Source organism: Pseudocolwellia antarctica (assembly GCF_049933045.1).
GTDB lineage: Bacteria > Pseudomonadota > Gammaproteobacteria > Enterobacterales > Alteromonadaceae > Pseudocolwellia.
This window is the reverse complement of sequence record NZ_CP187926.1, coordinates 3,457,471-3,471,056: the sequence shown is the minus strand read 5'-3', so window position 1 is coordinate 3,471,056 and position 13,586 is coordinate 3,457,471. Positions and strand designations below refer to the sequence as shown.

At 33.2% G+C, this 13,586-nt stretch carries 10 protein-coding genes; 2 read left to right on the top strand and 8 right to left on the bottom strand.

All coding sequences use genetic code 11. From position 1 onward, the window contains the following. Positions 1 to 64 precede the first annotated feature (64 nt). The gene (locus ACPUVN_RS15070) at positions 65 to 844 is read left to right on the top strand and encodes a hypothetical protein (RefSeq protein ID WP_426369350.1); all 780 of its coding nucleotides are present in this window, start codon (positions 65 to 67) and stop codon (positions 842 to 844) included. 37 nt (positions 845 to 881) lie between these two features. On the opposite strand, the gene ACPUVN_RS15065 is transcribed toward ACPUVN_RS15070, so the two are convergent. From ACPUVN_RS15065 to xrt, 8 genes are all read right to left on the bottom strand, one after another. Continuing rightward, the gene (locus ACPUVN_RS15065) at positions 882 to 2,078 is read right to left on the bottom strand and encodes a polysaccharide pyruvyl transferase family protein (protein ID WP_426369349.1); all 1,197 of its coding nucleotides are present in this window, start codon (positions 2,076 to 2,078) and stop codon (positions 882 to 884) included. A gap of 239 nt (positions 2,079 to 2,317) precedes the next feature. After that, the gene (locus ACPUVN_RS15060; protein WP_426369348.1) at positions 2,318 to 3,112 is read right to left on the bottom strand and encodes a hypothetical protein; all 795 of its coding nucleotides are present in this window, start codon (positions 3,110 to 3,112) and stop codon (positions 2,318 to 2,320) included. Between the two features lie 2 nt (positions 3,113 to 3,114). Beyond that, positions 3,115 to 3,510 (bottom strand): adenylyltransferase/cytidyltransferase family protein, encoded by a 396-nt coding sequence (locus ACPUVN_RS15055; RefSeq protein ID WP_426369347.1) that lies wholly within the window; start codon positions 3,508 to 3,510, stop codon positions 3,115 to 3,117. Positions 3,511 to 3,522: 12 nt separating this feature from the next. After that, positions 3,523 to 4,710 (bottom strand): CDP-glycerol glycerophosphotransferase family protein, encoded by a 1,188-nt coding sequence (locus ACPUVN_RS15050; RefSeq protein WP_426369346.1) that lies wholly within the window; start codon positions 4,708 to 4,710, stop codon positions 3,523 to 3,525. Positions 4,711 to 4,772: 62 nt separating this feature from the next. After that, positions 4,773 to 6,128 (bottom strand): O-antigen ligase family protein, encoded by a 1,356-nt coding sequence (locus ACPUVN_RS15045; protein ID WP_426369345.1) that lies wholly within the window; start codon positions 6,126 to 6,128, stop codon positions 4,773 to 4,775. A gap of 127 nt (positions 6,129 to 6,255) precedes the next feature. After that, positions 6,256 to 7,344: a GNAT family N-acetyltransferase gene (locus ACPUVN_RS15040; RefSeq protein WP_426369344.1), complete on the bottom strand. Its 1,089-nt coding sequence runs from the start codon at positions 7,342 to 7,344 to the stop codon at positions 6,256 to 6,258. Next, a complete protein-coding gene (locus ACPUVN_RS15035; RefSeq protein ID WP_426369343.1) occupies positions 7,345 to 8,859 on the bottom strand; it encodes a hypothetical protein in 1,515 nt (504 codons plus the stop codon). It lies immediately after the preceding gene. A gap of 252 nt (positions 8,860 to 9,111) precedes the next feature. Continuing rightward, the gene (gene xrt, locus ACPUVN_RS15030; RefSeq protein ID WP_426369342.1) at positions 9,112 to 10,503 is read right to left on the bottom strand and encodes an exosortase; all 1,392 of its coding nucleotides are present in this window, start codon (positions 10,501 to 10,503) and stop codon (positions 9,112 to 9,114) included. Between the two features lie 323 nt (positions 10,504 to 10,826). Between xrt and prsT the strand changes: the two genes are divergently transcribed. Further along, a complete protein-coding gene (prsT, locus tag ACPUVN_RS15025; protein ID WP_426359524.1) occupies positions 10,827 to 13,571 on the top strand; it encodes an XrtA/PEP-CTERM system TPR-repeat protein PrsT in 2,745 nt (914 codons plus the stop codon). The last annotated feature ends 15 nt before the right edge of the window (positions 13,572 to 13,586 follow it).

The following is a 13,586-nucleotide window of genomic DNA, read 5'->3' as shown; positions in this document are numbered from 1 at the left end:
CTACATGTCGATCACTTTCGCGGGTAACATCTACTTAAGCAATTAAAAGGATAAGGAAAGCAAAATGAAAAATGTCGCTGTATTATCCTGTTGGTTTGGCCACAAATTCAATAAACCGCTGAAAATTAATTCACTTATCACCTGTAAGCAATGGCTTTACGCCAAAATAAAAAACCTTTTATCATATAGGATATTAGATGTTCTCGGGTTTATATCTATAATTCCTCAGGCACCTCAAGGGGTTGAAAGTTGTTATTTTTATTCAAATAATAAAAGACTAAAAACAGAAGTTCAGTTCAAAGGATGGCATTTCTGTTTTGTTGAAAGTGATATTAATAATGGCGAAAGCATTGCATCCTCATTACTCGCTAAGAAAGTTAAGTTTCTCCAGATTGATGACGCTAACTTCAGCCACTTTGAACATCTTATATATATGGATAGTCGACGAGTTACTGACGAGATTACTCATATCATTGAGAAGAATCAAAAAGGCGTTCTTCTGCGATACGAAGCTAAGCTTAAACCTAGCATTTGGCATGAGGTAGAAGAAGCGAAAGGACAGGAAAGGTATGCTAAGCATATGGATAAAACGATAGACTTTATTCACACTAAGCTACAAAAGGGTTATTGTGCTAATAATCGTATAATGAACACGGGCATCCTTGCCTATGCTATGAATGCTCAAGGCAGTGAAATAAAAGCCCTGTGTAATGAAGTATATAATGCCTGCATTCAGCTAAAACAGCCAGAATGCCAAATACTCTGGTGTCTTCTCTCACAACCTTACAGTGATATTATACAAGCCGTTGAGTCTTCAGAAATAAAAAGCCGTTCAGGACTATAAAAAATCATCCACTCTTACGATTTTTAAAACATAAATTCTAAAAACTTGAACTCATGCTTTTAAAGTTACTCATGTAAGTATCCGTTAATTTTTGCCCCAATGATTTCAAATCCTTACTTGGAGTCGTCATAGCAATACCAACAGCTTCTGATAAATCTTCGGGCATAACACCTTTAGGCATATGTGGTAGATCCCATGTATTCATGTAATTAATTTGCTTTCTTAATGTTGGTAATAGAGCAACTCTTGGCACACTAAAAGACATTGATGTAATTAAGCCATGTAGACTAGTACCGCAATAGCAAGAGGCGTTACGGATGATATTCATTAAATCGAAAATATTTCCATCTAAGTAGGTGCTGTAAGTTGTGCCCTTAGTCAGTAACGAAGCAACTTTATGAACGCCTGTAACGTCATTGTGGCCAGCTGCGTTACCTATTGCTATAAATACTATAGGTAAGTTAAAAGCTTTACTCGTTTGAGATAGAGCTTCAGCAAATGCTTTTTCTTTGCCTCTTACATGCCCTTGAGATATTTGGAATACTATATATCCCTCGATATGCGTTTCTATGAGATCTTTAGTTGCAAATGAAGACTTCTGTTCAAGCTCATCGATAGTAATATAAGACGACATAATCGTGGCCGAATCAGGAGCTAAATTGGGTGTTGAACAACCTACTCTTTCTAATTGAGATTGAGAAAATTTATCCCTTACTGAAACAAAATCAGTCTCATTCATTAACTCACATAAAGCATTTACATCCTGCTCCTTAGTGACATTTGAAACGCCTGTAGCTCCCACTGAATTGTAAATAACTTTTCTTGAAGTTCCCATGTCATTACGGCTTAAATTGAACGGCAAATCAGAGGTTAAACCCACAAGACGAGAGGTTATATACTGTGTGAACTTAGGGAAATAATAACAAGCTATACGCTCATATAATGGGAATAGAGACTTTGGTAAAAGGTATCCATAGGCTGATTGCCAATCACAAGCTACTACATCGCCACCAGCCAGTATTAACGTGGCATCATTCTTACTCATTTTTAATGCTTTCTTTATTGTTATAGTTTTTCTTGCTCCATATTTTGATAAATTACTATTGATTAAACCAGCTATGAGCACTTTCTTTTTAGGATGCAAATCATTAATAACTCGCTCCATAATTAAAGGGAATAAGAGATCGCCATAATTGTGTCGATCAAAAGCGCCATATAAAATAATGTCATTCATAGAGTTTAAACTGATAAAGATATTTGCAGCTAAACTACCAAGTGTATATGAACAAAATATGACAAAAAGTTGATATATGTATCCTTAAGATAAAATATGAGTAACTATAATATTTCCAGTTTCGATATTGAAAATATTAATTCAAAATCAACTCACTTCTTTCTAAGACTTTAGGGGTTGAAAAACAATGTGACTATCTATAATAATCTGAAGTTTTCTTAGTACATTTCGAATATTAATTACGCGCCAGTACGAGTTTGTATAACTGAGAAATCTAGTTGATTGATAATTTGAGTATATCTCTGAGACAAAATGCACCAAAAAATCTGGCATTCTGGTTGTGCCAAATCTAAGCATGCATTATATACTTCATCACAGAGTGAATGAATTTCAGCTTTAACTTCAGGTGACTTCATATGATATGCAATAACCCCTGTATTCATTACTCTAGACTCTGGCGAATAGCCCATATCAATTTTAGCGTTTATAAAATCTACAGTTTGGGCCATACTTTTAGCATACCTTTCCTGTCCTTTTGCTTCATCGACTTCATGCCAAACTGTTGTCTTCTCTCTCGGAGTCTTCCGGATTAAAATACCTTTCGTATTTAATTTGATTATTTTTATAATGTCATCTGTAATTCGACGACTGTCCATGTATATTAAATGTTCAAAGCTATAAATCGCACTTGTATTTTCATCATTGAGTTGTAAAAACTTTACCTTTTTTGCAAGTAAAGAAGATTCAATACTTTCACCATTATTAATAGTGCTATCAAGGAAACAAAATATCCATCCCTTATCAATAATTTCTTTTTTTAATTTTAAGTTGTTGGAATAAAAATAACAGTTTCTAATATCTTTAGGAGACTTAGGTATTATAGAGTCGAACCCCAGCTTATCTAATAATTGATAAGGTAAAAAACTTTTTATTGTGGCATATAGCCATACCTTTAAGTCATAAATTGAATTGATTTTTTGAGGTTTATTAAACTTTTCACCAAACCAACATGATAATATAGCTATATTGTTCATTTTTAATTTATGCTCCTAACTATCTCAATAATTTCAGTTGTAGAAACTGAGGGTGTTCTTGGTAGATAGACCACTTCGCAAATGTCTTTAAATTCATCAAAGCGTCCCTTCCAATCATCTCCCATCACTAATACATCCGCTTTAGTATCAATAATATATTGGCGTTTCAGTTCTAAAGATTCTTCAAAAAAAACTTCGTCAACACATTTCAACTCTTGGATTATTTCTTTCCGCTGTGTTTCATTACATATAGGGTTACGTTGTTTTTTAGAAAAATTTAAAGCGTCTGTAGATATCCCTACAATTAAGTATGAGCCTAAAGTTTTCGCCCTTTTTAATATTTGTAAATGACCGATATGAAATAAATCAAATGTACCAAATGTGAGTACTCTTTTCATAAGTTAATATCCTTATTGACTATCTAAATGGCTAAATAATTTAGCTGAGAATGGAGACTTACCATCGATAGGTTTTTCATGAAACTTGTCTTTTAAAGCACTGTATTCACTTTTGTATTCATCATCGACGGGGTGTTCTTTTAATGAGATTAAACGTTCTAATATTTCATTCCAAGAATAACAATAAGGTTTTAATGTAACATCTTCAAATTCAAAATAAAGAGAACGCTCACGATTCTTGTATTCATCTAAATCAAAAGGAGCGAAAATGATTGGCTTATTCGATAATAAGAAATCAAAGTAAATACTCGAATAGTCGGTTATTAAACAATCATATTGGCTGATTGATTGATAAATATCGCTCCCGGCATCTAATTTAATTACTGTTGAATTTTTAATTTCTTCAACAATTTGAACTGGTGGTTTATTTACAGGGTGCATTCTGAGCGTTAGTTGTATGTTATGTTTAATTAGTTGACTTTCTATTGCTTTAAAGTCAAAACCATAACGTTCAAATAAGTCACATTCTGAGGCTATTCCACCTCGAAATGTAGGCATATAAATACATTTAAATGGGACGTTTTTTGATTTTTCGATATGTTCGAAAAATACATCATTACGAGGGAAGCCTGAGGTTAAAACTTGAACTTTATCTAGTCTAAAAGCTTGAGCTAATGTTGCTTGAGTTAATTCACTGGTGGAAATAACTAAATCATTTCTGTGTTCATTATAAGGCGATAAGTAATCTACAAATTGACCAAATATATTCTTTTGTTCTTTTTTATCGGCAAAAGCATCAAACATGATCTTTTTTAAAGGGATGCCATGCCAAAGTTGAATGACTTTAGTTTTTTTACCAATACAGGGAGCGAACAGATCATCGTGTAAAGATTGACAAATTATAACTTTACTCGCCCTTAGTTGGTGCCAAATTCCGGATAAACTTTTTTCGTGATAAGCAATGTAACCTAATTGTCGCACCTCACTTATAACGTCAATATTCTTAGAGATCCAAACTACTTTGATCTTTTGTTTATGATGTTTATTCACATACTCAAAAAATGCTTTTGGATTATCATTATATTTTTGACCAAACCATGCACTAAATACCCATACCGATTTATCTTTTGGGATGATATTACCTAAAGCATAAAAGATAATATTTATTAGTAATGTGAAGATAAGTTTAATTTTTTTCATTTAATGAACTCATAATATTTTAGTAATTTTACACTGCATGAACTAGGAATAGCTACTAGGCTTTAAAGGCCTAGTTTTAATGAAATATACACAGCAACTATAACGACCCAACAGTATCCCATAGACCTTAATGCGGGAGAGCTACTGAAGTGTTCTTGGTATTCGGGACAAACTTTAACCATACGAATATGAGACGCAATTGCCATACCCATAAAAATGAAGAGTGTTAAGGTAAACATACGGCTGATAAAAAAACCGGTGATCATAAAGCCAATCATAGAGAAGAATAATGTTTTATTCAGTAATCGTTCATTTTCAAATGCTTCATTTATATTTTCATTTAAATCTTTATTTATTATCGATTCAGCAGCAGCGGCTTCTTTTTTTAGCTTACTTGCTTTAATAAATAGATAGCCTGTTAATACTGTAAAAATTAAGGCCCCACCCCATAAAGAATAACCAGGAACACCTAATTCACCAGCAACATGTATATAGGAGTTATGGGCAACTAGACCATGATGATCATAAAACCTACCTTTGCCAACACCAAATACTGGATTGGCCATGAGCATTTGTATACCAGCATACCAAGCTTCTAGTCGTCCATTGGCAGAAGAATCAATACTACTTTGTAATGAAGTAATAACAGTAGCAGCAATAGGTGCCAATAATACAACTGAGATAAATAATTTAGGTCCCGCATTTACAACTAATAGATAAATACCAATTAATCCACCGGCACCAAGCATACTACCTCTTGAACCTGTTAAGAAAATGCCATAACCCAAAGCGCATAATATAGCTAACATGATTAATTTTATTAAAAACTTACCTTTAGAATAAAAGTACATAGCAAAAGGAAGATTCATAACTAAAAACATGCCTAAATCATTAGGGTCATTAAAAAAACCTAAATAGGTAATTCTTCGTTCACCTAAGTCTATATAACCAACGGAATGAGTATGTAATGCCCAACCAAAGCCTTCATATGCCGTTTGTTGCACATGACCATTATGTACCATCAATAATGCAGCTATTAAGCAAACCACCATCAATATATGCTGACGTTTGATTGTTGTAATACAAGTACTCATTAAAAATAAAGGAATAATTGCGCTTATAAGAAGCATCTTTGCTTCTTCTATGCCAAACATACCTGAGCCATTTAAAAAACCAGATATTATAATTAAGGGCACTAAAGAAAGTAACATCCAATGTTGTGGGTATAATTTTAGTGGCCTCTGTACCATTAGAACTAAACCAAAAGCAATAATGGCAAATACTTTAATGACTATCCATTCGACACTTGCTTGAAACATTTCATGAGGACGAATTAATGTGGAGGCGGTATAAAGGAATAAAAAGAAAAAAGCCGCTTTAGAGTCTTTTTCATTATTCATGGGAAACTTACGTGCCATTTGAAATTAAGTCCTTTAGGTATCTATAAAGTATTAGTATGGAGAAACAAGAGTGTAATAATCAGGATTATTATCTATCAAAAAGGGTAAATGTCTCTTCCATTTCTTATGAAGCATATTATACATCTTACTTATCAAAAGACATGATCTTACGCATTAACTTATGTATAAAAATTTTTTTGGGACTAATCGTTATGTTTACATTAATCATAGGTTCTTGCTGAACACCAAATTTCTCTTTGTAGCTATCTTTCATTTCGCCCATCATAAAATCATAATATTTATAATCGCAATTTTCGATACTCCACAAGTGTAAAGATAACCCAAGTGAAAAATTCGAATATTGTTCACTATCCCAGCCACTTTGATAAAAATAAAGTGAGTTTTCGTCATCAAAATAGTAATTAATTGCTATAGGTGTACCATCAACTGTTACTGCACTCATTTTTATAGAGCTTTGAGATCTATATTGCTCATGAAAATCTTTAAAGCTTGCATGAGAAAAAGCACCGTCTTTATTTCTGCTGTTCCAGAGTTTTTGATGATATTTAATTAGTAATTTTATGTATTCGTCATAGTCTTTAGGTTCAACCCAGTGAAGCGTTGCGTTAATCTTATTTAATTGATTAATTGAACGCTTATAACGTGCTCGTGTGTTTTTGCTCAGAGATTCTAGTGACCATTCTGTGCGCTCTACAAAATATCGAGTGTGAGTTGATAGTGCTTCATAGCGGAATGATTTTTCTAATAGTTTTTTTATATAGCTATTTTGTACAGTGGCATTCCATCGAATCTGATCTATATCGAGCAGCATTATTTTTTCTTGAAGCTCAACTAACGCAATTTCTGTAATACTTTTGGATACAATGACATCACAATATTCTGATGATATTTCTTCTTCTTCAGGTTCGCCTTGCCCTAAAGGGTACAATACTTTCAGATATGGAAATTTAGGAGAGTGTTGAATATAACATGGCAATATCACAACCAGTTGATTGTTAATGTAGCCAGCATGTGTTGATAATTCCCAACCTTTTTGCCAATAGTTGTTATACCAAGTTAAAACCCATTGTGGAGATGAGAATGGGCTGAGATCTGAAGATTGATCTACTAAACGTTGCCATTGTTGTGTAATAGCCGTTAATTTATGGAAATCGTTAATCAATTCCCATTTAATATTACTGCTATTTTGCTTTTGCATAGAAGGTATATTCATTTAGCCCGCTGAAGAACTTAGCCATGACGTTAGCCAAGGTAAATCACTTGTTGTTGAGTATGTCCAGCCAAAGCGTCTTGGAGGGAGCATAGGCACATAATCTTTCTTATTATATTTATCTTTTTTGTTCATTTCTTTGCATTGTTGAACAAATACATTAAATAGTTCTTCTAATAACACTGTATTTTCATTTGTTTTTTTCTTTATATATAAAGATTTTCCAATGAGGCTAGCAACATCACATGAATGTTGACGATCAGTCCATTGGTTTGTTATTTCTAAAAGTTGATTATCCATGGAGGAAAGGTAGATAGGGAGTACCATGTTTTTTAATCTTTTGTCTGCAAAATGAATTCCATGATTAGGCATGAAATCACCAAAAGCATTAAGTAATGCTGAAGATTTTTTATCATCAATTAAACGATAATATCGCCATAATGCGTCGCCAAGTAATGCCATCATCCAAGGTGAGCACACAGGAGAGTTACCTGATTTACCTTCGTGTGATTTATAAGTATGTTGAGGGCAACCTCTTAAAGGCCAATTGTTGGTAGGATTAAATACCATTTGCACCGTAGCTTCAATAATTTCATCTATTCTGTTTTTAGCACGTTGACTGCCTGATATTTCCCAATAAGCTATTGCCACATTTAATGCTGAAGCTTGGTGACGTTCGGTCCAAAATTTATTTTCGTTTTCGTAGCTAGGTGACCAAACCAATGACTTTTCAAAAAGGGTTTCTAAAACATTCTCTATTTTGTGATCACCTGTAAGGAAGTAATGGTAAAGCAAACCGTTAGGCATTAAATACTTTAAGTCGAAGTTTTCTTTTAATGTAAATTTTCCTGAAGTATCTAAGTTGTTCAAATAAAAGTGTGTTAATTGAGTTCCTGCATTCAGCCATTTAGGTTCACCTGTTAAAATATATAATTGGTAAATTGCTCTTGGGCGATCAAATAACCATTGAGAATACCTAGTGTTTGGATAACCTTTTTCATTTAATAAAGACTCACTAGTAACAAAGTTAGCGTATAAAGTTTGTCCTTTGGTATACCAGCTACTATTCGTTTCTTTATTTTCAGGGTGCAACAAAATACTTTCTGCTAACCATGATTGATTTGGAAATATTAAATGAGGCTGATTATTAAAGGTAAAAACGTCACTTTTAAGACTTTCATTTGAATGAAACCAGCTTAATGTGAACTTTAAAGGTTTATCGTTTGTTAAGAGTTTTATATTTTTTAGTTGAATAGCTAACAAGCGAACAAATTTTGGTGTGTTATCTGTATTCCATACTTTAAGCAAAGAATAAGAAGCATTTATAATTTTATCTTGTTGAGTGATTATTAATGCAGAATTTAATGGGATTATCATATTCGGTACAGGCAATAATAATATAGATTTATTGCTAGGAACTGAAAATTCAATTGAAGTGCTCTGGGCGAGACTGTTCAAAGATATTAGGCTTAATATCAAAAAGGTAATCGTTGAACATTGTTTTATATAATTAGCCATTATTAATGCTCTTTCAATGAAATATCGATTGAAATAAGATAATGCTCATTGCTTAACCTTTCTAACATTGTCTCTTTTTTATATTCAACTTTTGTGACGCTGATATTACCAATTCAAATGCCTGATAGTGCTAACACTCAAAAATCATAACTACTTTACTTAATGTAGCGATATTAAAGGGTTTAATGTATTAGATTATAAAAGTCTGCTTTGTGAGAATGTTTCCATTAAAGCAGACATTCCTTTAGACCATTACACTATTATCAATTGGTTGTTTGTAGCGTGTTTTTTTTCTGCATCACAATCACGTAGGCAGTCAAAGAATTGCCAATACATGTAAGTTTCGCTTTTACCTGTTAGTGCTTCTATCAAACGTTGCTTTTTAAAGGCTACAGGAGAAGCCATTTGCTGCTTGTTAATTTCATACGTGTATCGAACTAATGCGGCATTTCTTCTATTAGCTACTCTTATATAACGCCATTTCCCTACTATTTCTTGATCAACTTCCTGCCAGCCTTTTGGAAGGTAATCATTACCAAAACCTGTAGGTTTACCATTATCAAGTACACCGTTGAAAAAATATTTTAAGTTAACCATTGGAGTAAGGTCAGACGCATTAGATGATAATTGTTCAACACTTGTATAACGTTCAATAGTTGGTTGTATCTCGGTTAAAGCTATAACGTCTGCGTTGTTAGGTAGTGTAGGTATAAAAAATGATTTTAGTGTTGTAGATGAAACAGTAATAGCCACTAATAAAAGCAATACATTCGATTGTTTAGGGTAACTGCCAAGAGGGCTTAAAGTGTTATTTTCAGGTGTTGAAAGTAGATCATGATTAGCTAATTTATTACCCCACATAAATAACAAAAACATAAATGGAATATATAAATACCAGCCAAAGGTATTGTGATCTTCCATTAAACTACTTTGCATATCCGTATACTCACCAATAAGTATTAATGCCGTAATGCGTATCCAATTAGTCAGTAATGCACCTAAAATGGCTACCGTTAAAAACGTAGCAGCTTTCTTTGTATTGTTGATGTACATAAATATAAATAATGTACTTATTGCTAACGATACAATGATGTAACGTAAACCGCTGCAGCCATCTGCTATTTCAAATACGCCTGCTGGTATTGTAATGTACTGCGCTTCAACATAAGTCGGTATACCTGTAAAACTCATCATATAAGTTACAGCAGTTACGGATATTGCTTGTAAGACTTCGGTTAATAATCCCCATAAAGGAAAGATGAAAATTAAGAATAGTGTAGGGAAGAGGACATACCAATTAAAACGAAACAGTGACATCACGCCAAATGTTAATACGGCTAAGAAAGAAAGCCAGTAACCGATACTAATTTGAGCATTTGATGTAACAAATAAGAGGAACCCACTGCCTATTAATAAGGCAAGAGAAACATATGAAATAGATTCTCTATAAGCAAGTAAGCCATTAGCCGAAAGTTTGAAGTACAAATAGAGGGTAATAATAGGGATCAAATACGCGTGCGAGTATGTACCATCATCAAAACTATGTCGCCAGAGTGTTGCTAAAATAGGAAGATTTAATACAGAAACAACTGCAAATAAAAAAACTAAACCTGCAAAAGGCTTATAAATGCTGGGTATATTCATACTGTTTATTTTTACCAAACTCTAATAGTGGGCTGAGAGACTATGATAAATATGATGTGGAAATACGAAAAAAGCTTCTCGACGTCCATATCTAATAAATCATTTCCATAACAAATTTTATAATAACACTTAAATAGTATTTAGTTGAAGCAACATAGATAAAACCTAGCTATTAATTTTAAACATTGTGAGAAAAATGCGTATGAAAAAGTTCTGTTAAAAGTTTTGTTTAGCGTTAGAATAATGAAATAGCAAAGAATTAGTTTGTTTGCTCTAAAATTTATAGCCTGTTTAAAAATAAATAGATAAAGGATTACAACATCATGAAGCTAGCAAAAATATTCGTGGGTATTGGTATCATTTCAACTTTAGCTGCTTGTGGCGAAAGTGAAACTGCCATAACACACATAGAAAAAGCCAAAAGCTTCAAAGCCAGTGAAATAGATTTAAAACTAATCGCCTTGAAAAATGCCGTGCAGCTTGAGCCTAAAAACGCAGAAGCTCGATACCTTCTTGGTGAAACTTATCTTGCACAAGGGTTTGGTGTTGGTGCAGTTAAAGAATTAGAAAAAGCTTACAGCTTTAAATATGATAAAAATGAAGTCATACCTTCTTTAGCTCGAGCATACATACTTACAACTTCAGACGAAGATGTTATTGATTTAGATAAAGACTCTTCCGAGTTATCTGATGAATCTAAAGTACATTTTTTAGCATATAAAGTATTAGCCGATATCCGTACTAATAACATAGAACAAGCAGAAAAAGACATTAAACTGGCAGAACAGTTACTCCCTAATAATGCCTATGTGTTACTCGCTAATGGCTATTTAAAAATGGCACAAGGAGAGTTTGATACTGCTAAAGGCTCTGTAAATAAAGCACTTACCATTCTCCCTGAACAAGTTGACGCAATTCTATTACTTGCCCAAGTTAACACCGCCTTACGTGAACATTCAGAAGCTACCCCACTTTATTTACGTTATGCCAAGTTACAGCCTAAATCGAGTATTGTTGTTCTTTTGTTAGCGCAATCGTTATTACAAGAGAAGAAGTTTTTAGAAGCAGAAAGGTATGCGGACAGTATTTTAGCTGCTGCACCTAGTCAGCCGTTAGCACATTATATAAAAGCGATGTCGCAATTCGAGTTGAAGAATTATCAAAAAGCATTAGAACATTCAGAAGCTGCTTTAAAAGCACAATTTAACCAAGCTCAATTAAAGCTTATTGCGGGTGTTAGTGCTTATTTCTTGGGTAACTATGAGATCAGTTATTCTCACTTAGAAGATATTGTTAAGTTTTTAGTACCAGAACATCCCGCTCGTAAAATGTTTGCGGTAAGTCAGCTACAGTTAGGAATGGTAGATGATATTTCAGAAACACTTGAAGGCTTTAACTCAACAACCAAAGAAGATGAGAAATTTTTATCATCTTTGAGTTACCAATTAGCTGAGTTAGGTGCTTTTGAAAATGCGAAAGAAGTGGCTAAACAAGCAATGTCTGAAACACCAGAAAGTGCTGAGCAAAATATGCGTGATGGTATTTTGAAGCTTATGTTAAATGATCCTTCTGGTTTACAAAACTTAAAAGAAGCTGTTGCCCTTAAACCAGATCTCCTAGGTGCTGAGTTGGCACTTGCTTATGCGGCTATCCAATCAAAAGATTACGATCAAGCAATAGCTATTTCTAATCAATGGAAAAAGAAATATCCGGATAAGCCAGGTAGTTATAACATTTTAGCCGCTGTATATTTAAAGCAAGGATTACCGCAACAAGCAAAAGCTGCGTTAAATAAGAGTTTAGAAATATCTCAAAAAAATGCATTTGCTCTTCTAGAGCTAACGAATCTTGCAATGTTAGAAAATGATAAGGATGAAGCAAAAAGGTTATCAAGTATTGCCGTACAAGAGTTTCCTAATAACCCAAATATTCTTAGACAATACTTTTCTATCCACAATAATGATGAAGCCTTTGAACGAATTAAAGAGCTGTACAAGTCAGATGAGAACAACGTAGCGATCGGGATGTTATACACCGAGTTATTAATTAAAGGCAAAAAGTTTACAGAAGCCATTAATGTGATTGATGCTTATGAAACTTCGGTTAAAACACCTAAAAAATTGTGGCAACTAAAAGTAATTAGTCATAGTGGACTAAACAACGTTCATAAAGCACAAAGTATTCTTGAAGATTGGATGAGAATAAATCCATATCATGTAGAACCTATTATTTTATTGGCTGATTATTATTCTAGAAATAAAGATGTAGATACGGCTTTAAATTTAGTTGAAAAAGCATTACGAAATCAACATGCTAATAACAACATGTTGAAAATGGGGAAAATGCAATTACTGATAGATAAAGGCTCAGTAAGAGAAGCTAAAAGCTATTTTGAAGAAATCAAAACTTTAGGCATAAAAAAGTTTGTTGCGCAGGGTATTGAAGGGAAAATTGCATTACTCGACAAAAATTATAACAAAGCTGTTGAGTTACTCTCTGCTTTTTATCAAGCTCAACCTACCTCAAAAAATGCGATTTTGTTATCATCGGCACTACAAGGTGATAACAAAAAAATTCAAGCCATCAAGCATTTAGAAACTTATTTAGAAAAAAACAAAAGTGACCAAAATGTTCGAGCTGTATTAGCCAATATGTATATTAGTGGGCAGCCTGAAAAAGCAATTAAAGCTTATAAAGATATATTAGAGTATTTCCCTAATAATGTTTTAGTACTAAATAATGTTGCTTGGTTATCGATGGAACAGGGTAACCTGAGTGAAGCTTTATCCTTTTCAGAACATGCTCTTTCAGTGGCTCCTAAAGTTGTTAATGTTATTGATACTTATGCCATGATCCTCTTAAAACTTGATAAGAAAAGCGAAGCGTTGAGTCATTTAGTAAAGGCTTATGAATTATCAGAAGGTAAAAATAATGAGGTAACTTTAAATTATGCTGAAGCACTCATTACAAATAGTCGCCTTAAAAAAGCAGCTCAAATATTATCTTTAATTAAAAATACTACGCCATCAGAAGAGAAACGCAAAACAACATTACAAAGTAAGCTGTAATTTTAACGAATATAA

Excerpts from the sequence above, each read along its gene's own strand:
- ACPUVN_RS15070 (WP_426369350.1), top strand. The coding sequence starts at position 65 with ATGAAAAATGTCGCTGTATTATCCTGTTGGTTTGGCCACAAATTCAAT.
- ACPUVN_RS15065 (WP_426369349.1), bottom strand. The coding sequence starts at position 2,078 with ATGAATGACATTATTTTATATGGCGCTTTTGATCGACACAATTATGGC.
- ACPUVN_RS15060 (WP_426369348.1), bottom strand. The coding sequence starts at position 3,112 with ATGAACAATATAGCTATATTATCATGTTGGTTTGGTGAAAAGTTTAAT.
- ACPUVN_RS15055 (WP_426369347.1), bottom strand. The coding sequence starts at position 3,510 with ATGAAAAGAGTACTCACATTTGGTACATTTGATTTATTTCATATCGGT.
- ACPUVN_RS15050 (WP_426369346.1), bottom strand. The coding sequence starts at position 4,710 with ATGAAAAAAATTAAACTTATCTTCACATTACTAATAAATATTATCTTT.
- ACPUVN_RS15045 (WP_426369345.1), bottom strand. The coding sequence starts at position 6,128 with ATGGCACGTAAGTTTCCCATGAATAATGAAAAAGACTCTAAAGCGGCT.
- ACPUVN_RS15040 (WP_426369344.1), bottom strand. The coding sequence starts at position 7,344 with ATGAATATACCTTCTATGCAAAAGCAAAATAGCAGTAATATTAAATGG.
- ACPUVN_RS15035 (WP_426369343.1), bottom strand. The coding sequence starts at position 8,859 with ATGGCTAATTATATAAAACAATGTTCAACGATTACCTTTTTGATATTA.
- xrt (WP_426369342.1), bottom strand. The coding sequence starts at position 10,503 with ATGAATATACCCAGCATTTATAAGCCTTTTGCAGGTTTAGTTTTTTTA.
- prsT (WP_426359524.1), top strand. The coding sequence starts at position 10,827 with ATGAAGCTAGCAAAAATATTCGTGGGTATTGGTATCATTTCAACTTTA.